The sequence below is a fragment of the Streptomyces sp. E-08 genome (assembly GCF_049913095.1).
Classification (GTDB): Bacteria; Actinomycetota; Actinomycetes; order Streptomycetales; family Streptomycetaceae; genus Streptomyces.
Genome location: NZ_CP183971.1, coordinates 7,313,751 through 7,331,460, shown reverse-complemented (window position 1 = coordinate 7,331,460; position 17,710 = coordinate 7,313,751). Strand labels below are relative to the sequence as shown.

The following is a 17,710-nucleotide window of genomic DNA, read 5'->3' as shown; positions in this document are numbered from 1 at the left end:
GTGCCACATGGCGCCATTTCGTATCGCCAGCGACAGTGAAAGCCAGTCGACACCCCGGCCACCCCGTTGAACTTCATGACATTTACGCAGGTCAGAGCGGGTCGTCGACAGCGGAGCCACACTGACCCCACTCTCACACTTGCAGATGGCGCCACAGTGGTGCCATGATGACGTCATGGACCTCACCCCGTATGTCGACAACCTCCGCCGCGAACTCGCGGTGGCCGCCGAGGCCGGTGGCGAAGAGGCCCGCGAGCTGGCGGAGCGACTCACCGCCCCCCTGGAGTCGGCGGCCCGGCTGACCATGCTCCACGTGCTCTCCGCCGCGACGGACGAGATCACCCGCGAGCTCGCGCCCGGTTCGGTCGACGTACGGCTCCGGGGCCTCGACCCCGACTTCGTGGTGGCACTCCCTCCCGGCGGCGGCGCCCCCGCGGAGCCGGCCGACGCCACCGAACCCCTCCCGGCACCGGCCCTCGCCGAGGGCGACGAGGGCGGCACCGCCCGCGTCAACCTGCGCCTGCCGGCCCACCTCAAGACCCGCGCGGAGGAGGCCGCGGCCCGCGAGGGCCTGTCGGTCAACGCCTGGCTGGTGCGGGCCGTGTCGGCGGCGGTCGGCGGCAGCACCCGGCCGCGTACGCCGGAGAAGTCCCAGACCGCCGGACAGAGCATCACGGGCTGGGTGCGCTGACCGCACCCCGCCCGCACCACCTCACCTCCCTCACGTCCCACCTGCGGGGACGATCCGAAGACCCAAGAGGACGGGACAGCCATGCCTTCTTTCGACACGCCCGAACCGATCTCGGTCACCGCCTACGTCTACGCCGGCTCCCTCCAGCTCATCGCGAGCGACCGCCCCGACACCGTCGTCGAGGTGCGGCCCCGCGCCCCCAAGAAGGACCTGGACGTCCGCGCGGCCGACCAGACCGAGGTCACCTACGCGGGCGGCGTCCTGACCGTCACCACGCCCAAGGCCAATCTGCTCGGACGCGGCGGCACCGTCGACGTGACCGTGGAGCTGCCCACCGGATCGCGCGTCGACATGACCGGCACCGGGTCCAGCCTGATCGGCGAGGGACGGCTCGGCGAGGTCCGCGTGAAGACGTCGGCCGGTGACGTCCGTCTCGACACCACCGGCCCCCTGCACCTGACCGCCCCGCACGGCCAGACCACCGTGGAACGGGTCGAGGGCGCTGCCGAGATCACCAGCAGCACCGGAAACCTGCGCGTCGGCGTCATCGACGGCCACGCCGTCCTGAAGAACTCGCACGGTGCCACGACCGTCGGCACCGTGACCGGCGAACTGCGCGTCAGCGGCGCCAACGGCAGCATCGACGTCGCGCGCGCCGAGTCGTCGGTCACCGGCACCGCCACCAACGGCGCCCTCCGCGTCGCCGAGGTCACCCGTGGCGAGGTCCAGCTGGAGACCTCCAACGGCTCCATCGAGATCGGCATCCGCTCGGGCACGGCCGCCTGGCTGGACGTCAACTCCCACCGCGGGCACGTACGGAACACCCTCGCCGCGTCCGAGGCCCCCGAGCCGACCGAGGAGACCGTCAAGGTCCGCGCGAGGAGCAACTGGGGCAACATCGACGTCCGCCGTGCCAAGGCCTGAGCACCACCGCCTCGCCCCGCCCTTCCCCTTCCCCTTCCCCCTTCCTCAGGAGGGCCCCATGCCTTCTTCTGTCATGACCATGACTGCTCCCATCCAGGCCATCGCAGCGAACGGGCTGCGCAAGTCCTACGGCGACAAGACCGTCCTGGACGGCATCGACCTGACCGTCCCCGAAGGCTCGGTCTTCGCCCTCCTCGGCCCGAACGGCGCGGGCAAGACCACCGCCGTGAAGATCCTCTCCACCCTCGTCACCGCCGACGCCGGCCAGGTGACGGTGGCGGGCCACGCACTGGCCACCGCCCCGCAGGCCGTGCGTGCCGCGATCGGTGTGACCGGCCAGTTCTCGGCCGTCGACGGTCTGATCACGGGAGAGGAGAACATGCTCCTGATGGCGGACCTGAACCACCTGCCGAAGAAGGAGGGCCGCCGGGTCACCGCCGAACTCCTGGAGCGCTTCGACCTGACCGAGGCGGCGAAGAAGCCGGCCTCGACCTACTCCGGCGGCATGAAGCGCCGCCTGGACATCGCCATGACCCTGGTCGGCAGCCCGCGGATCATCTTCCTCGACGAGCCGACCACCGGCCTGGACCCCCGCTCCCGGCACAACATGTGGCAGATCATCCGCGAACTCGTCACCGGCGGCGTCACCGTCTTCCTCACCACCCAGTACCTGGAGGAAGCCGACCAGCTCGCCGACCGCATCGCCGTCCTCAACGACGGCAGGATCGCCGCGGAAGGAACGGCGGAGGAACTCAAGCGCCTGATCCCCGGCGGGCACATCCGCCTCCGGTTCACCGACCCCACCGCCTACCGCGCCGCCGCCACCGCACTCACCGGGGCCACCAGGGACGACGAGGCCCTCGCCCTCCAACTCCCCAGCGACGGCAGCCAGCGCGAACTGCGCACCCTCCTCGACCGGCTGGACACGGCCGGCATCGAAGCCGACGAACTCACGGTCCACACGCCGGACCTGGACGACGTCTTCTTCGCCCTGACCGCCACCGCCACCGTCCCCGCCCCGTCCAAGGAGACCGTCCGATGAGCACCCTCGCCCTCGCCGCCCGTGACACGTCCACGATGCTGCGCCGCAACCTCCTGCACGCCCGGCGCTACCCCTCGCTCACCCTGAACCTGCTGCTCACCCCGATCATGCTCCTGCTGCTGTTCGTCTACATCTTCGGTGACACCATGAGCGCGGGCATCGGCGGCGGCGACCGCTCCGACTACATCGCCTACCTCGTCCCGGGCCTGCTCCTCATGACCATCGGCTCGACCACGATCGGCACGGCCGTCTCGGTCTCCACCGACATGACCGAGGGCATCATCGCCCGCTTCCGCACCATGGCCATCCACCGCGGCTCCGTCATCACCGGCCACGTCATCGGCAGCGTCATCCAGTCCGTGATCAGCGTCGTCCTCGTCGGCGCGGTCGGCGTCGCCATCGGCTTCCGCTCCACCGACGCCACCGCGATCGAGTGGCTGGCCGCCTTCGGCCTCCTGGTCCTCTTCGCCCTCGCCCTGACCTGGATCGCCGTCGGCATGGGCATGGTCAGCCCCAACGCGGAGGCCGCCAGCAACAACGCCATGCCGCTGATCTTCCTCCCGCTGATCTCCAGCACCTTCGTCCCCGTCGACCAGATGCCCGGCTGGTTCCAGCCCATCGCCCAGTACCAGCCCTTCACCCCCGCCATCGAAACCCTCCGCGGCCTGCTCCTGGGCACCGAGATCGGCCACAACGGCTGGCTCGCCCTCGCCTGGTGCCTCGCCCTCGCCACCCTCGGCTACTTCTGGTCCAAGGCGGTGTTCAACCGCGACCCGAAGTAGGCGCCCCGAAGAGGATGGGCGGCGTACTCCGACACCCGCGTCGGCGTACGCCGCCCCTCGGCGTTCAGGACATCGACGGTCGTGGCCCCGTTCTCGGTGGTCAGAGCGGACATGCGGGGACTCCTTCGTACGCGGGTCCGCTCAGGGTCTCCCCCGGTCACCGCCCCTTCCGCCGTCCTGGCGCGTTCTTGGCGCCGACCGCCACTCTCCTCACGGCTTCCTGACGCGGTGGCCGCCTCACGGCACGGCGCCGAGGGGCACGGGCCGCGAGCGGGCGCGGGGCGCTGTTCCGCCACGTCGAGTCGATGTCGGATGATCTTCGATATCGCGGGCAGGTGCCTGCGCTGCGATCCGCGCTAATCGGCTCTCACGCGTCTGGTGTCGTGTGCCCACATCGCGATCTCGACGCGGTTGCGTGCGCCGAGCTTGGTCATCAACGAGGCGACGTGGGTCTTGACCGTGCTCAGGCTGACGAAGAGCTCGGTGGCGATCTCGGCGTTGGTCCGGCCTCGTGCCACCAGCGCGAGCACCTCCTCCTCGCGCTCGGTGAGAGGGTTGCGCGGCTGGACCGGTACCGCCGGCGCCTGGTCGGCGAAGGTCGCCAGCAGCCGGCGGGTGACGTTGGGGGCGATCAGCGCGTCCCCGTCGGCCGCCGCGTGGATGGCCTGCACGAGGAGCTCCGGCCCGGCGTTCTTGAGCAGGAAGCCGCGGGCGCCGGCGCGCAGGGCGCCGAGGACGTACTCATCGAGGTCGAAGGTGGTGATCACGACGACCGCCATCGGGTCCGTCACGCCCGGCCCGGCCAGGCGCCGCGTCACCTCGACGCCGTCGAGCCCGGGCATCCGGATGTCGACGAGGAGGACGTCGGGACGCAGCCGGGTCGCCAGGTCGAGCGCTGCGAGCCCGTCTGCCGCCTCCCCCACGACCTCGAGGCCGGGTTGCGCGCCGAGGATCATCACCAGCCCGGTCCGGACCAGGTCCTGGTCGTCGGCCACGACGACACGGATGCTCATGCCGGCGCCGCCGTCGGCAGCACGGCCTCGACCACCCAGCCACCCTCGGACCCCGGCCCGGCGGAGAGCGATCCGCCGAGGAGCTGGGCGCGTTCGGCCATGCCCAGCAGGCCGAACCCGGGCTCCGGGGCCGGCCCCGGCCCGGTCTGTCCATCGTCGCTGACACGCAGCCTGACGGCGTCGCCCTCCCGGCGTACGTCGATCGCGACGCGGGTCGCGCTCCGGGCGTGCCGTACGGCGTTGGTCAGCGACTCCTGCGCGAGCCGGTAGAGCGCGGCGTCCACGGGTCGTGCCAGCCGGGCGAACGAACCGTCCAGCGAGACCTCGACGGTAGGCGTCGTGTGGGTGCGCGCCAGAGCGGGCAGGTCCGCGACGCCCCGCTGCGGGGCGTAGGCGACGGCTTCGTCCTCACGCAGCACCCGAACCATGGATCTCATCTCCTCCAGGGTTCGCGACGCTTCGGACTCGATCGCGGCCAGGACCTCGGCAGCCTTCTCGGGCTGGATGCCGGCGACGACGCCACCGGCCTGCGCCTGCACCGCGATGGCCGAGACGTGGTGGGCCACGGTGTCGTGCAGCTCTCGCGCCAGCGCCACCCGCTCCTGATTGCGGATCTCGCGCTGTTGGCGATGCCAGAGGTCCGCGCGGTAGCGGAACACCACCGCGAGGGCGACGCACAACAGCAGGAGGACGCTCCCGCCGAAGACGTCGGCCCAGCCCGCGGAGGTGGCGTACATCCCCAGCGCGGCGACGGCTGTCACGAACGCCGTCCCCGAGACGATCTCCCGTCCCGAGCCCCACCGCACCAGGGAGTAGAGCAGGATCAGGGCGGCCATCATGGAGTAGAGGCCAAGGTCCCCGTCGTGCGCCGTCAGCTGGAGGACCGAGAGCAGCCCGGCGACCCCCCACCCGACCAGGACGGCCATGAGGGGGCGGCCCCGCCGCCAGAGCAGGGCAGGCACCAGCGCCAGGGCGAGCACCGTGACGAGTGGTCGCCAGGCCAAGCCCGGCCGAACGATGCCCTCGACCAGGGCGGCGGCCGTGAACACGCCCGCCAGCAGCCAGTCCGGACGACCGATGGGTGGGGCGTCCGCAGGCCGCGGCTCATGCCAGACGGAGCGCCGGAAGGTGACCACGGCACCAGCCTAGGCATCGTCGCGCCCCGGCGTATCCGCCGAAAGAACGAGAGGGAGACCATGCCATCGGCCAGGCGAACGGAAGCCCCCGGGCCGAGGTGCCCGCCGCCGGGCTCGGCGATCGTGGACCTACCGATCCTCACGACGACATCGGAGCCACGATGAGCACACGTCAACCCACAACCGCCGCACTGGAAGACCAGCGGATCCCGCTGAGAGCCAAGCTCGCCGCGACGTGGACGGCCTTCATGTTCCTCTACGCCTACGTGGACATTCTCAACTTCTTCACGCCCGGCGTCGTCAAGGACATCCTCGACGGCAAGGTCTTCGAGTTCGACCTCTCCCAGGCCTTCTCGACCGCGGCGCTGGCCCTCGTGGCCGTCCCGATCTTCATGGTCGTCCTGTCGACGACGCTGCCCGCCCGGGCGAACCGCATCACGAACCTCATCGTGGCCTCGCTCTACGTCCCCGTCACGGCGTTCAACGCGGTGGGCGCGTCCTGGCTGTTCTTCTACGGCCTTGGCATCGCACTGGAATTGATCCTTCTCGCCCTCATCATGCGGTACGCCTGGACCTGGCCCCGTACCGTCGGCGATCACGGCGACCAGCCCGGAGCGTGAAACCGTTCGCGCCCAGTCACAGGCGTGCCTGCGACGACAGCACCCGGAACCGTGTGTTGACCATGCGCCAGAAAAAGGTCAGCGCACTCGCCCGCGCGGCTTCAGCGGGGTGGCGGGGAGCTCCGGGGCGGACAGCCGGGCGCCGTCGTAGCCGTGGACCTCGCCGAACCGCGAGCCCTTCTCCCAGTCCTCGCGCGCTTGTGCGATCTCCTCACCGGATCGGCCGATGAAGTTCCACCACATGACGATCTCCTCCTCGAAGGGCTCGCCGCCGAGGAGCATCAGGCCCGCGTCCGAGACGGCCCGGAGGGGGAGTTCCGTGCGGCCGCAGCCGAGGTAGAGCATGGAACCGGGCAGGACGGGGACGCCGTCGACGTGGGCCTCGCCGGACATCACGAGGACCGCGTACTCGAAGTCGGGCTCCAGGGGCAGGCTCGTCTCCGCTCCCGCCGCGAGGGCGAGGTCCGCGCCGACGAGCGGGGTGTACGTGGTGCCGGGCGAGGCGGCGCCGTCGAGCGCGCCGAGGATCACCGTGGCGGTCAGGCCCGGCGCGGTGACCCGGGGCAGATCCCCGTGGTGCTCGAAGTGCGGCTCGACGTGCCGGTGGGCCTCGGGCAGGGCGACCCAGAGCTGCGCGCCGTGCAGGAAGCGGGCGTGCGGCCGGGGGCTCTCCTCCGAGTGGGAGATCGCCCGGCCCGAGGTCATCAGGCCCAGTTCGCGGGGGCGGACGGTCTGGAGACCGCCGGTGGAGTCGCGGTGCAGCACCTCGCCCTCGTGGAGCCAGCTGACCGTCTGCAGTCCCATGTGCGGGTGCGGCGGGACCTGCATGCCGGGCTCGTCGGCGATGTCGTCGGGGCCGTAGTGGTCGACGAAGGCCCAGGCGCCGACCATGCGCCGGCCCAGGTTCGGGAGCAGCCGCCGGACCTCGGTCGACTCGCCGAGCTGGACGCGGCGGGGGCTGAGGAGCTCGCGTACCGGTTCGGCGACGACGAAGCCGCGGCCACCGCACACGGCCAGCGCGGCCTGACGATCGAGATTGCTCATGGCTCTCAACCCATCCTTGATGGAATGTTCAACTAACTTGCGGAGTTGTACTGGTCGACCACCCCCCAGGGTGGCAGATCCGGAGCTCTGGAAAGGGAGAGCAAGTGAGCGACACGTACTACGAGTTCGGAACGGCCGGGGAACGCTGGGACCGGGCGCGGCTCTTCTTCGACGCCAAGGAGTACGGAACCGCCGTCCGCCTGCTGCGCGGTCTCGTCGCCGAGCACCCGGAGCAGACCGCCCAGCGGCTCCTTCTCGCCCGCGCCTACTACCACTCCGCCCAGCTCTCCCACGCCGAGACGGAGCTGCGCGCCGTCCTGGAGCGCGACCCGGTCGAGCACTACGCCCGGCTGATGCTGGGGCGCACCCTGGAGCGCCAGGGCCGCCCGGCCGAGGCCGCGCCGCACCTGCGGATGGCGGCCGCCATGTCGGGCGAGACGCTGTCCTGACGGCGGGAGCGGGTTCCCTCCGGAGCTGGTCCCGGGCCCGGGACGGGCTCGCTCCAGAGCTCGTTGCGGGCACGTCCCGGGCTCGTGCCCGACTCGTCGCGGGCGCGGCCCGACGCGCGACCGATACCCCCACGCGGTATATTCGCGGCGAGGAGGTCCCGGCTGTGCGTACACACCGAGCGGAACGTCGTGGGCGGGCGGGAGGTGCCGTGGTGCACCTCCTGCTCGTGGGCGTGCTCGCGCTCGGGGTGTTCCTGATGCACTCCGTGGGTCACCCCGAGGGCTCCGGCGGCGGTATGGACACCGCGTCCGCCGCGCACCACGGCGCCCTCGCGCAGGCCCCTTCCCCGCACGACGGCGGGGACGCCGACGCCCGGCACGAGCCGGGCACGGCGATGGACATGACCACCCTCTGCGTGGCCGTCCTCGGCGCCTGGCTGCTCGCGGGACTCGTCCGGGCCGCGCTCGGACGCCGCCCCGACTGGCTCACGCTCCTCCTCGCGCGGCTCACGCCCGCGCTCGGCCCGCACGCCCCGCCGCGCCGGCCACCCGACCTCGCCCAGCTGTCCGTCCTGCGGATCTAGGCCGTACCCCGCCACCGCGGGCGCCTCGCGCTGCCCGTGAACGCTTCGGCCCACCCCTCTCCGTACGCGTACTCCGTACGTACGGACAGCACACGAGGAATCACCCACATGCGTGCCTTCACCCACCGCACCGCCCGGAAGTTCGCCCTCCCCGGCGTCGTCACCGCGGCCGGCCTCCTGCTCGCCGCCTGCGGCACCGAGGACGGCGCGGGCGGCATGGACCACGGCGGCGCCTCCGCGTCCGTCACCGTCTCCCCCTCCACCACGGCACCGGGGGCCGGCGCCGAGGCCGGCGCGCCCGGCGCCTTCAACGACGCGGACGTCATGTTCGCGCAGATGATGATCCCCCACCACGAGCAGGCCCTGGAGATGGCGGAGCTCGCCGCCGGCCGGGCCGAGGACCCCGAGGTCAAGAAGCTGGTCGCCGCGATCGAGCAGGCCCAGGATCCGGAGATCCAGAAGATGAAGGCCTGGCTGAAGGGCTGGGGCAGGCCCGAGTCCGCCGGCGGTCACGGCTCCGGACATGGCATGTCCGGGATGATGTCCGACCAGGACATGAAGGACCTCGCCGCCGCCCAGGGCAAGGCCTTCGACCGGAAGTTCGCCGAGCTGATGATCGCCCACCACGACGGCGCCGTCACCATGGCGAAGGACGAGCAGAAGAACGGCCGCAACGCCACGGCCAGGAAGCTCGCCGACGACGTCGTGCGGACCCAGTCCGCCGAGGTCGCCCAGCTGCGGAAGATCCTCGACCGGCTCTGATCCGGCCCGATCGACACGACACCTCCGGTGCGGCCCGTCCCTCCGCGGGACGGGCCGCACCGCACCCCTGCCTTCCGGCCTCCGCACCCCTGGCGAAAGAACCATGACGACGTACTTCTCCGGCCGTCCGGCCACCACCCTGGGCGCCGCGCTCACCGCCGCCGCCCTCGCCCTGACCCTGACCGCCTGTTCCTCCGACGACCCGGCCGCGGACGACGCCGGTCCCGGATCGGCCCTCAGCCACATCCACGGCCTCGGGCTGCGCGGCGGCACCCTCTACGTCGCCACCCACCAGGGCATCCACACTCCGGACGCCGACGGCCGGCCGGTCCTCGTCGGAGACCACCGCGACGACTTCATGGGCTTCACGATCACCGCCGAGGGCGTCTTCCTCGCGAGCGGGCACCCGGCGCCCGGCAGCGACGGCCCCGCCGACCTCGGGCTCGTCGCCTCGGCGGACTTCGGTCGCACCTGGCGGGAGAAGTCGCTCGGCGGGAAGGTCGACTTCCACGCGCTCGACACCGCGCGCGACTCCACCGTCTACGGCTACGACAGCACCGCCGGCCTGCTGAGGGTCAGCGCCGACGGCGTCACCTGGGACGACCGCGCCGCGCTGCGCGCCCTCGACATCGCCGTCTCCTCCGCCGCCGCGGACACCGTCCTCGCCACCACCGAGACCGGCGTGGTCCGCTCGACGGACGGCGGCCGGAGCTTCGCCCCGGCCTCCGGACGGGTCCTCGCGTACGTCTCCTGGGCCGCCCCCGACGCCCTCTACGGCGTCGACCCGGAGGGCGTCCTCTACCGGGGGACGGACGGGGGCACCGCCTGGACCCGGGTCGCCACCGTGCCCGGTGGTGCCCCGCAGGCCTTCACCGCCGTCGACGCCCGCCGCCTGCTCGTCGCCACCGGGGAGGGGGTGTACGAGTCGGGTGACGGGGGCCGCCGCTTCGAACGGCGCATGGCGGTGGAGTCCGGGAGCGGCGGCCACTGAGCGGAGCGACGAACCGGGGTAGGTGAGCGTCGCGGCGAGCGGGGGGCGGTGAGGCGTCGCGGCGAACGGGGGCGCCGGGCGGCCGTCCGCGGGCTACGCCTCCGCTCGCCGGTCCACGACCACCTCGCCGCCGACCACGACCGTCTCCGCCACCGTGCCCGGGATCTCCTCGGGGGCGATGCGCAGGATGTCGCGGGAGAGGACGACGAAGTCGGCCAGCTTGCCCACGGTCAGCGAGCCCCGCTCGTGCTCCAGGAAGTTCGCGTGGGCCGAGCCCAGCGTGTAGCCCTCCACGGCGGTGGCGACGTCGATCGTCTCGCCCGCAGTCCAGGCCTCGCCGCCGCCGGGCGCCCGGCGGGTGACGGCGGCGTGGATGCCGACCATGGGGTCCATCTCGGCGACGTTCCAGTCGCTGGAGAGGGCGAGGACGGCACCGGCGGCGTGCAGGCTGCGCAGCGGCCAGGCCTTGTGCCAGCGCTCGGGACCGACGTTCTCGGCCCAGTCCTTGCCGGGGCCCGCGATGTCGGGGGCGGCGTGCCGGGGCTGCATGCAGGCGACGACGCCGAGCGCAGCGAAGCGCGGGGTGTCGGCCGGGTCGAGGCACTCGACGTGGACGACCTGGTGGCGGGCGTCGCGCGGCCCGTTGACGGCGCGGGCCCGTTCGACGGCGTCGAGGACGGTGCGGATGCCCCGGTCGCCGGTGGCGTGGACGAAGCACTGGAAGCCGCGCGCGTCGAGCCGGGTGAGCAGCTCGGCGAACTCCTCGGGCGGGTAGAAGGTGTCGCCGCGGTGGTGGGAGCAGCCGGCGTACGGCTCCAGGAGGGCGGCGGTGCGGGGCTCGACGACGTCGTCGATGTACAGCTTGAGCGGGCCGACCCGCAGCCGGTCGTCGGCGTACTCGTCGGCCGCCGTCTCGAAGGCGTCGAGGTCCGCGTCGGTGGTGCCGCGCGGGTGGAAGAGCGCGGCGACGATGCGGGAGCGGAGCCGGCCCTCGTTGCGGGCGCGCTCGAAGAGGGCGAGGTCGTCGAGGGAGTTCTGTGGTTCGACGACGGTGGTGATGCCGTAGCCGATGGCGTCGTCCAGGCTCTTGGCGAGGCGTCCGTACTGCCGGTCGGGCGAGGCCCAGGGGAGGCCGAGCTCGCGCAGGGCGCGGTGGCCGTCGCGGGAGAGGCCCTTGACGGCGAAGTCCTTGACGAAGCCGGTGGGCTCGCCGGTCGCGGGGTCGGTGACGGCCCGGCCGAAGGGCAGCTCGGTGTGGTCGCGGTCGACGCCGAGCCTGTGGAGGGCGGCGGTGTTGAGCCAGGCGGTGTGGACGTCGTAGCTGAGGACGAGGGCGGGGGTGTCGCCGGTGGCCGGGTCGAGGTCGGCGGCGGTGGGCATCCGTCCGTCGGGGATGGCGGAGTAGTCGAAGGCCTCGGCCTCGATCCAGTCCGCCTCCGGGTGGGCCTCGTGCCAGGTGCGGATGCGTGCGTGGATCGTGTCGAGGGTGCGGGCCCCGGCGAGCTGGACGCAGGCGTCGTCGGACCCGAGGCGGACGTGGTTGTGGGCGTCGACGAAGCCGGGCAGGACGAGCCGGCCGCCGGCGTCGAGGATCCGGGTGTCGGCGCCGGTCCAGTCGGCGGCTTCGGCGTCGGGGCCGATCCAGACGATGCGTCCCGCGCGTACGGCGAGGGCCTGGGCCTCGGGGAGCGCCGGGTCGACGGTGTGGATGCGGGCCCCGGTGAGGACGAGGTCGGCGGGGGCGGTGCGGTTCATGGGGTGGGACTCCGTGTCGTACGGGGGCGGGGAGGGGTTGCCGAGGGGGGCTACGGGACGGGGGTGACGCGCCCGCGGGCGAGGAGCACGTACACCAGGGCGGAGACGGCCGCGCCGAGGAGCGTGAGGTCGGCGCCGCCGAGCGGGGCCACGAGGGGGCCGGTCCACAGCTCCGAGTCGCAGGTGAGCGCGGAGAAGACGAGGCCGGCGAGGAGCGCGGTCAGGCCGGCCGGGTGCCAGCCCGAGCGGTACCAGTAGGCGCCGCCGGCGTCCGCGTGCAGGCCTGCGGAGTCGTAGGTGCAGCGGCGGAGCACCATGTCGGCGAGGAAGACCCCGCCCCAGGGCGCGAAGACGATGATGAGGAGGGAGAGGAAGGAGAGCAGCGAGGTGGTGAAGTCGGTGAGGAACAGGGCGCCGAGCGAGCCGACGGCGGTGACGCCGGCGCTGATGACGATGGCGCGGGCCCGGCTCCAGGGGATGCCGAGGACCTGGAGGTTCAGGCTCGACGAGTAGAGCGTGATGATCGAGTTGGTGACGGAGCCGCCGAGGACGAGGGCCAGGAAGAGCGGCTGGAACCAGCCGGGGAGGAGGCTCTCGGTGCCCGCGACGGCGTCGGTCATGTCGACCTGGGTCGCTGCGGCCACCCCGGCGACGCCGAGGGCGACGGAGGAGACGAAGCCGCCGAGCGCGCCGCTCCAGGTGACGGCCCTGAGGGTGGTGGTGCGGGGCAGGTAGCGGGTGTAGTCGGCGGGCATGGGGAGGTACGAGAAGGGTCCGGCCAGCATGACGACGAAGGCGAGGCTCCAGCCGGAGGCGCCGGGCGCGGCGGCGGGGGCCGAGGTGTCGGCGCCGGGCAGGACGAGGACGAGCAGGGCGGCGAAGCCGGCGGCGAGCACGTACGCCATCCAGCGTTCGGCGAACTGGACGGTGGCGTGGCCCCAGAGGGCGACGACGAAGGTCAGTGCGAGGGTGACGGCGAGCGCGAGGGCGCGGGCGGCGTTTCCGCCCTGCCAGCCTAGGTCGGTGAAGAACGCTTCGAGGGCGAGGGTGCCCACCACGGTGTTGACGATGGTGTAGCCGATGCTGACGATCCAGTTCAGCAGGCCGGCGGGCCAGTTGCCGCGGCGGCCGAAGGCCGCGCGGGAGATGACGAGGGTGGCGGTGCCGGTGCGCACGCCGCTGAGTCCGGCCGCGCCGATGGCGAGGAAGGAGAGCCCGCCGAGTACGACGACGGCGGTCGCCTGCCAGAAGGAGAGCCCGAAGGCGACGGCGAGGGCGCCGTTGATGACGTAGGTGAAGGTCAGGTTCGAGCCGAACCAGAGCCAGAAGACGTCCTTGGCTCCGCCGTGCCGTTCGGCGTCGGGGATGGGGTCGATCCCGTGCTCCTCGACCTGGAAGACCTCGTCGGTCGCTGTCCGGCCCGCGGTCACGGGCGCCGTCTCGTGTTCGAGCACACCGCACTCCTGTCGTGGATCGATCTTGAATGCTGTTCTAATTTTTAGAACGGCATTCAAGATGTGCGATGGATTCAGGCCACGTCAAGACCTTCGGAGGTTGCGGTTAAGGTCGATCCCGCAGACAGAGGGCGCGGGGACCCGCGACGAACAGGACGGGGACGGCGGCGGTGGCAGGCGCGGCACGACGGCGGGACGGACACGTCACCCAGGAGCGGATGCTGGAGGAGGCCATGGCGGCGATCGCCGAGAACGGCCTCGCCTCCCTCACCATGTCGGCGCTCGCCGAGCGGCTCGGCACCAGCGGCGGCCACATCCTGTACTACTTCGGCAGCAAGGACCTGCTGCTGCTCGCCGCCCTCCGGTGGAGCGAGGCCGCGCTCGCCGAGGAGCGGCGCGCGCTCCTCGCCCGGCGGATCACGGCCGAGCGCAAGCTCGACCTCTTCCTGCGGCTCTACCTGCCCCGCGGCCCGCGCGACCCGCGCTGGACCCTGTGGATCGAGCTCTGGGCCCGCACCCCGGGCAACACCGCGCTCCGTGAGGCCCAGGCCGAACTGGACACGGGCTGGCAGGAGGACCTGGAGGCCCTGCTCGCGGCGGGCGCGGCGCGCCGGCGGTTCGCCCCGCTGGACGCCGGCGCCCGCGCCTCCGAACTCCTCGCCCTCCTCGACGGACTGAGCACCCGGGTGGTCCTCGGAGAGGAGACGGGGCGGGACCCACGGCCCGCCCTGGAGGTCGCCCGCTCGGCGGCGCGCGCCCTCGTTCCTCCGTACTCCCCGACCACCGAAGCCGGTTGATGCCGCGTCAGCCCCGGTAGGCCTCCAGGAGCCGCAGCCACGCCTCGCTCAGCGTCGGATACGCCGGAACGGCGTGCCACAGGCGGGCGATCGGCACCTCGCCGGCGACGGCGACCGTCGCCGAGTGGAGGAGCTCGCCGATCCCGGGCCCGACGAAGGCGGCACCGAGGACCACCTCCCGGTCCAGGTCCACGACCATCCGGGCGTGCCCCCGGTACCCCTGGGCGTACAGGCCGGCCCCGGCGACCTGTCGCATGTCGAGGTCCACGGCCCGCACCCGGTACCCGGCGCGCTCCGCCTCGGCGAGGGTGAGCCCGACGGAGGCGGCCTCGGGGTCGCTGAAGACGACCTGCGGCACGGCGGCGTGGTCGGCGGTGGCCGCGTGCGCGCCCCACCGCCCGGTGTCCAGGGAGTCACCGCCGTGCGCGCGGGCGGCGATCGCGGCGCCCGCGATCCGGGCCTGGTACTTGCCCTGGTGGGTCATGAGCGCGCGGTGGTTGACGTCGCCCACGGCGTAGAGCCAGTCGCTCCCGGTGACGCGGAGGCTGTCGTCGGTGTCGAGCCAGGATCCCGGGGTCAGACCGACCGTCTCCAGGCCGATGTCCTCGGTGCGCGGCCTGCGGCCGGTCGCGAAGAGCACCTCGTCGCCCTCGACGTGGTCGCCGCCCTCCAGGACCACGGTGACGGGTCCGGTGCCCCCGTCGCGCACCACCGCGCTCACCGCCACGCCGGTGCGGACGTCCGCGCCGCGCGTGGTGAGCGCGGCGGCCACGTGCTCGCCGAGGAACGGCTCCATGCGCGGCAGCAGGCCCCCGCCCCGTACGAGCAGGGTCACCTTCGCGCCGAGGGCCTGCCAGGCGGTGGCCATCTCCACGCCCACCACTCCCCCGCCGACCACGACGAGCCGCTCGGGCACGCGGTCGGCACTGGTCGCCTCGCGGCTGGTCCAGGGATGCGCCCCGGGCAGTCCCGGCAGCTCCGGCAGGAGGGCGCGGGTGCCGGTGCTGACGACGACGGCGTGCCGGGCGGTGAGCACGTGGTGCTCGCCCTCGGGGCTCGCGACCTCGACGCGGCGCGGTCCGAGGAGCCGGCCGTGGCCCCGGAAGACCCGGACGCCGATCGAGTCCAGCCAGTCGATCTGGCCGTCGTCCTTCCAGTGGCCGACGACCTCGTCCCGGTGGGCGAAGACCTCCATCGCGTCCAGGGGACCGTAGACCGACTCGCGCAGCCCCGCGACCCTGCGCGCGTCGGAGCGGGCGATCGCGGGGCGGAGCAGCGCCTTGCTGGGCATGCACGCCCAGTACGAGCACTCGCCGCCGATCAGTTCGCTCTCGACGATCGCCGCGGTCAGGCCGCCCGCCCGCACCCGGTCGACGACGTTCTCGCCGACCGGGCCCGCACCGATCACCACCACGTCGTAGGTGTGCTCGTCTTCCACCGTTCGTGTCATGGCTCCCAGTCTGGTGGCAGGCGTGCGGAATAGCGCGGCTCGATACGCCGTTGTGCCGGGCGAGTCCCCAGGGGACCGTGAGGACACCGCCAGGAGACCCGAAAGGCAGGCAGTATGAGCACCGTAGAGCTCACCAAGGACAACTTCGACGAGATCGTGAGCGGGGGCGATTTCGTCCTGATCGACTTCTGGGCTTCCTGGTGCGGTCCCTGCCGTCAGTTCGCCCCGGTCTTCGAGGCGGCGTCCGAGCGGCACCAGGACCTCGTCTTCGCCAAGGTGGACACCGAGGCGCAGCAGGAGCTGGCGGCGGCGTTCGAGATCCGGTCGATCCCGACCCTGATGATCGTCCGTGACAACGTGGCCGTGTTCGCACAGCCCGGCGCTCTGCCGGAGGCCGCCCTCGAGGACGTGATCGGTCAGGCGCGCAAGCTGGACATGGACGAGGTGCGCAAGTCCATCGCGGACGCACAGGCGAAGTGACCCACCGCGAGGGGGGTACGGGAGAGCGTCCCGTACCCCCCTCGCGTCATGTCCGCGTGCCTGGCTCCCTCATCGCTCCAGGACCAGCGCGAGGCCCTGGCCGACGCCGATGCAGAGCGCCGCGAGGCCCGTTCCGGAGCCGGCCGCGGCGAGCTGGTGGGCCACCGAGCCGGCCAGGCGCGCACCGGACGCGCCGAGCGGATGTCCGATCGCGACCGCTCCGCCCCGAGGATTCACGATCTCGGGGTCGAGTTCCGGCCATTCGGCGAGGCAGCCGAGCGACTGGGCCGCGAAGGCCTCGTTGAGCTCGAAGGTCGTCAGGTCGGCGAAGGAGCGCCCGGCCTTCCCCAGGGCCCGGCGGACCGCCTCGACGGGGCCGAGGCCGAAGAGCTGGGGCTCGATGCCGGTGACGGCGGAGGCGCGGATCCGGGCGAGCGGCTCGCGGCCGGTCTCGCGCAGTCCCTCCTCGTCGACGAGGAGCAGGGCGGCCGCGCCGTCGTTGAGGGGCGAGGAGTTGCCCGGGGTGACCGTGCCGCCCTCGGGGCGGAAGGCGGGCCTGAGCTTGGCGAGCGCCTCCATCGACGTGGTGTCGCGGATGCACTCGTCGCGGGTGAGGTCCACGCCCTCGTACGGGACGACCTCGTCGTCGTACAGCCCCTTCGCCCAGGCCTCGGCGGCCTTCCGGTGGCTGGCGAGGGCGAAGGCGTCCTGCTGCTCGCGGGTGATGCCGTGCTTGTCGGCGACGAGCTCCGCGCCCTCGCCCAGCGAGACCGTCCACTCGGCGGGCATCCTCGGGTTCGTCATGCGCCAGCCGAGGGTCGTGGAGTGGAGCTGCTGGTGGCCGGCGGGGAAGGCGCGCTCGGGCTTCTGCAGCACCCAGGGGGCGCGGGACATGGACTCGACGCCGCCCGCGATCGCCACGGAGGCGTCGCCGAGGGCGATGGCGCGGGCCGCCTGGATGACGGCCTCGAGCCCGGAGCCGCAGAGGCGGTTGACGGTGACGCCGGGAACGGTGACGGGCAGTCCGGCGAGGAGGACGGCCATCCGCGCGACGTCGCGGTTGTCCTCGCCCGCGCCGTTGGCGTCGCCGAAGTAGACGTCGTCCACGCGCGCGGGGTCGAGCGCGGGCGAGCGGTCGACGAGCGCGCGGACGACGTGGGCCGCGAGGTCGTCGGGGCGGACGGACGCGAGGGCGCCGCCGAACTTCCCGATCGGGGTGCGGACGGCGTCGACGATGTAGACGTCGCGGATGCTCATCGGTTCTCTCCCACGTGACCGGCGGAACGACTCTGTTCGCCTGGTGAAACAATCTTCGCCCGACGGGGCGCGGAGAGTCTCTGCCGGACGGCCCGCCGTGTCAACGGGCCGTTTCGGGACGTTCCTCAGGATCCGGACACACCGGGAACGATCGGGGAGGTCAGCTGCGCACGAAGGGGCGGACCAGGGCCGTCAGTCCGTAGTCGAGCTCGCGGCCGTCGACGAGCAGCGCCTCGACCGTGCGCGTCTCGGGGTCGATGTCGGCCCGGATGCCGTGTCCCTCGTAGATCGGGTAGCCCGACTCGCCGTGCCGCCCGCTGGCCTCCACGACGGCCGAGCGGACGGCGCTGTCCGCGACGGAGGCGCCGCCGCGGTCCTCGACGTGCGCGGGCACCAGCAGGATCTCGAACCGCTTCGGAACTGTGCTCATGCACCGAAGCTAAGCGCTGGGCCGGAGCCGTGCCCGCCCGAGCGGGTGC

At 72.7% G+C, this 17,710-nt stretch carries 19 protein-coding genes; 11 read left to right on the top strand and 8 right to left on the bottom strand.

The features are described from left to right. The first annotated feature begins 175 nt into the window (after window positions 1-175). The 4 genes from ACN9MM_RS33695 to ACN9MM_RS33680 all read left to right on the top strand — a co-directional run bounded on the left by ACN9MM_RS33695 (window position 176) and on the right by ACN9MM_RS33680 (window position 3,439). Window positions 176-691: a hypothetical protein gene (locus ACN9MM_RS33695; RefSeq protein WP_426367528.1), complete on the top strand. Its 516-nt coding sequence runs from the start codon at window positions 176-178 to the stop codon at window positions 689-691. An 81-nt stretch (window positions 692-772) separates the two neighbouring features. Beyond that, window positions 773-1,615: a DUF4097 family beta strand repeat-containing protein gene (locus ACN9MM_RS33690; RefSeq protein WP_426367527.1), complete on the top strand. Its 843-nt coding sequence runs from the start codon at window positions 773-775 to the stop codon at window positions 1,613-1,615. Window positions 1,616-1,673: 58 nt separating this feature from the next. Next, window positions 1,674-2,657, top strand: coding sequence for an ATP-binding cassette domain-containing protein (locus ACN9MM_RS33685; RefSeq protein ID WP_426367526.1), 984 nt, complete (start codon window positions 1,674-1,676; stop codon window positions 2,655-2,657). Then, the gene (locus ACN9MM_RS33680; protein ID WP_426365228.1) at window positions 2,654-3,439 is read left to right on the top strand and encodes an ABC transporter permease; all 786 of its coding nucleotides are present in this window, start codon (window positions 2,654-2,656) and stop codon (window positions 3,437-3,439) included. The genes ACN9MM_RS33685 and ACN9MM_RS33680 overlap by 4 nt, the downstream gene beginning before the upstream one ends. Window positions 3,440-3,795: 356 nt before the next feature. Here the strand turns inward: ACN9MM_RS33680 and ACN9MM_RS33675 are convergent, their stop codons facing one another. Together ACN9MM_RS33675 and ACN9MM_RS33670 are read right to left on the bottom strand one after the other, a co-directional pair. Continuing rightward, window positions 3,796-4,452 carry a response regulator gene (locus tag ACN9MM_RS33675; RefSeq protein WP_426367525.1) on the bottom strand — a complete coding sequence of 219 codons (657 nt, stop codon included), beginning with the start codon at window positions 4,450-4,452 and terminating at the stop codon, window positions 3,796-3,798. Continuing rightward, window positions 4,449-5,588, bottom strand: coding sequence for a sensor histidine kinase (locus ACN9MM_RS33670; RefSeq protein WP_426367524.1), 1,140 nt, complete (start codon window positions 5,586-5,588; stop codon window positions 4,449-4,451). Before ACN9MM_RS33670 ends, ACN9MM_RS33675 begins: the two co-directional genes overlap by 4 nt. Window positions 5,589-5,749: 161 nt before the next feature. On the opposite strand from ACN9MM_RS33670, the gene ACN9MM_RS33665 reads away from it, so the two are divergent. Next, window positions 5,750-6,208 (top strand): DUF6326 family protein, encoded by a 459-nt coding sequence (locus ACN9MM_RS33665; RefSeq protein WP_426367523.1) that lies wholly within the window; start codon window positions 5,750-5,752, stop codon window positions 6,206-6,208. Window positions 6,209-6,286: 78 nt separating this feature from the next. Here ACN9MM_RS33665 and ACN9MM_RS33660 read toward each other — a convergent pair whose 3' ends face one another. After that, the gene (locus ACN9MM_RS33660) at window positions 6,287-7,252 is read right to left on the bottom strand and encodes a pirin family protein (protein WP_426367521.1); all 966 of its coding nucleotides are present in this window, start codon (window positions 7,250-7,252) and stop codon (window positions 6,287-6,289) included. Between the two features lie 104 nt (window positions 7,253-7,356). Here ACN9MM_RS33660 and ACN9MM_RS33655 point away from each other — a divergent pair, with 104 nt between their 5' ends. From ACN9MM_RS33655 to ACN9MM_RS33640, 4 genes are all read left to right on the top strand, one after another. Next, complete coding sequence (locus ACN9MM_RS33655; protein WP_426367519.1) at window positions 7,357-7,701, top strand: tetratricopeptide repeat protein; 345 nt, start codon at window positions 7,357-7,359, stop codon at window positions 7,699-7,701. A gap of 209 nt (window positions 7,702-7,910) precedes the next feature. Next, window positions 7,911-8,285 (top strand): DUF6153 family protein, encoded by a 375-nt coding sequence (locus tag ACN9MM_RS33650; protein WP_382869796.1) that lies wholly within the window; start codon window positions 7,911-7,913, stop codon window positions 8,283-8,285. Window positions 8,286-8,393: 108 nt separating this feature from the next. Continuing rightward, window positions 8,394-9,047, top strand: coding sequence for a DUF305 domain-containing protein (locus ACN9MM_RS33645; protein ID WP_426367518.1), 654 nt, complete (start codon window positions 8,394-8,396; stop codon window positions 9,045-9,047). Window positions 9,048-9,150: 103 nt separating this feature from the next. Continuing rightward, window positions 9,151-10,038 carry a F510_1955 family glycosylhydrolase gene (locus tag ACN9MM_RS33640; protein WP_426367516.1) on the top strand — a complete coding sequence of 296 codons (888 nt, stop codon included), beginning with the start codon at window positions 9,151-9,153 and terminating at the stop codon, window positions 10,036-10,038. Window positions 10,039-10,131: 93 nt separating this feature from the next. Here the strand turns inward: ACN9MM_RS33640 and ACN9MM_RS33635 are convergent, their stop codons facing one another. Next, on the bottom strand, window positions 10,132-11,793 hold the full coding sequence (locus ACN9MM_RS33635) for an amidohydrolase (RefSeq protein ID WP_426367515.1): 1,662 nt from the start codon (window positions 11,791-11,793) through the stop codon (window positions 10,132-10,134). A gap of 50 nt (window positions 11,794-11,843) precedes the next feature. Beyond that, on the bottom strand, window positions 11,844-13,247 hold the full coding sequence (locus tag ACN9MM_RS33630; RefSeq protein WP_426367513.1) for a purine-cytosine permease family protein: 1,404 nt from the start codon (window positions 13,245-13,247) through the stop codon (window positions 11,844-11,846). 170 nt (window positions 13,248-13,417) lie between these two features. Between ACN9MM_RS33630 and ACN9MM_RS33625 the strand changes: the two genes are divergently transcribed. After that, window positions 13,418-14,044, top strand: a complete 627-nt coding sequence (locus ACN9MM_RS33625) for a TetR/AcrR family transcriptional regulator (protein ID WP_426367512.1) — start codon at window positions 13,418-13,420, stop codon at window positions 14,042-14,044. A 7-nt stretch (window positions 14,045-14,051) separates the two neighbouring features. Here ACN9MM_RS33625 and ACN9MM_RS33620 read toward each other — a convergent pair whose 3' ends face one another. Continuing rightward, on the bottom strand, window positions 14,052-15,494 hold the full coding sequence (locus ACN9MM_RS33620; protein ID WP_426367511.1) for a dihydrolipoyl dehydrogenase family protein: 1,443 nt from the start codon (window positions 15,492-15,494) through the stop codon (window positions 14,052-14,054). Between the two features lie 114 nt (window positions 15,495-15,608). Between ACN9MM_RS33620 and trxA the strand changes: the two genes are divergently transcribed. Beyond that, window positions 15,609-15,974 (top strand): thioredoxin, encoded by a 366-nt coding sequence (trxA, locus tag ACN9MM_RS33615; protein ID WP_189804036.1) that lies wholly within the window; start codon window positions 15,609-15,611, stop codon window positions 15,972-15,974. 69 nt (window positions 15,975-16,043) lie between these two features. Here the strand turns inward: trxA and ACN9MM_RS33610 are convergent, their stop codons facing one another. Both ACN9MM_RS33610 and ACN9MM_RS33605 read right to left on the bottom strand, forming a co-directional pair. Beyond that, complete coding sequence (locus tag ACN9MM_RS33610) at window positions 16,044-17,231, bottom strand: thiolase family protein (protein ID WP_426367510.1); 1,188 nt, start codon at window positions 17,229-17,231, stop codon at window positions 16,044-16,046. Between the two features lie 160 nt (window positions 17,232-17,391). Then, window positions 17,392-17,661, bottom strand: a complete 270-nt coding sequence (locus ACN9MM_RS33605; RefSeq protein ID WP_426367509.1) for a hypothetical protein — start codon at window positions 17,659-17,661, stop codon at window positions 17,392-17,394. Between the last annotated feature and the right edge of the window lie 49 nt (window positions 17,662-17,710).

What these genes read in the sequence shown, in the direction of transcription:
- ACN9MM_RS33675 (WP_426367525.1), bottom strand. Translation starts at nt 4,452, where the DNA reads ATGAGCATCCGTGTCGTCGTGGCCGACGACCAGGACCTGGTCCGGACC.
- ACN9MM_RS33635 (WP_426367515.1), bottom strand. Translation starts at nt 11,793, where the DNA reads ATGAACCGCACCGCCCCCGCCGACCTCGTCCTCACCGGGGCCCGCATC.
- ACN9MM_RS33680 (WP_426365228.1), top strand. Translation starts at nt 2,654, where the DNA reads ATGAGCACCCTCGCCCTCGCCGCCCGTGACACGTCCACGATGCTGCGC.
- ACN9MM_RS33695 (WP_426367528.1), top strand. Translation starts at nt 176, where the DNA reads ATGGACCTCACCCCGTATGTCGACAACCTCCGCCGCGAACTCGCGGTG.
- ACN9MM_RS33605 (WP_426367509.1), bottom strand. Translation starts at nt 17,661, where the DNA reads ATGAGCACAGTTCCGAAGCGGTTCGAGATCCTGCTGGTGCCCGCGCAC.
- ACN9MM_RS33640 (WP_426367516.1), top strand. Translation starts at nt 9,151, where the DNA reads ATGACGACGTACTTCTCCGGCCGTCCGGCCACCACCCTGGGCGCCGCG.
- ACN9MM_RS33685 (WP_426367526.1), top strand. Translation starts at nt 1,674, where the DNA reads ATGCCTTCTTCTGTCATGACCATGACTGCTCCCATCCAGGCCATCGCA.
- ACN9MM_RS33645 (WP_426367518.1), top strand. Translation starts at nt 8,394, where the DNA reads ATGCGTGCCTTCACCCACCGCACCGCCCGGAAGTTCGCCCTCCCCGGC.
- ACN9MM_RS33665 (WP_426367523.1), top strand. Translation starts at nt 5,750, where the DNA reads ATGAGCACACGTCAACCCACAACCGCCGCACTGGAAGACCAGCGGATC.
- ACN9MM_RS33620 (WP_426367511.1), bottom strand. Translation starts at nt 15,494, where the DNA reads ATGACACGAACGGTGGAAGACGAGCACACCTACGACGTGGTGGTGATC.
- ACN9MM_RS33690 (WP_426367527.1), top strand. Translation starts at nt 773, where the DNA reads ATGCCTTCTTTCGACACGCCCGAACCGATCTCGGTCACCGCCTACGTC.
- trxA (WP_189804036.1), top strand. Translation starts at nt 15,609, where the DNA reads ATGAGCACCGTAGAGCTCACCAAGGACAACTTCGACGAGATCGTGAGC.
- ACN9MM_RS33660 (WP_426367521.1), bottom strand. Translation starts at nt 7,252, where the DNA reads ATGAGCAATCTCGATCGTCAGGCCGCGCTGGCCGTGTGCGGTGGCCGC.
- ACN9MM_RS33610 (WP_426367510.1), bottom strand. Translation starts at nt 17,231, where the DNA reads ATGAGCATCCGCGACGTCTACATCGTCGACGCCGTCCGCACCCCGATC.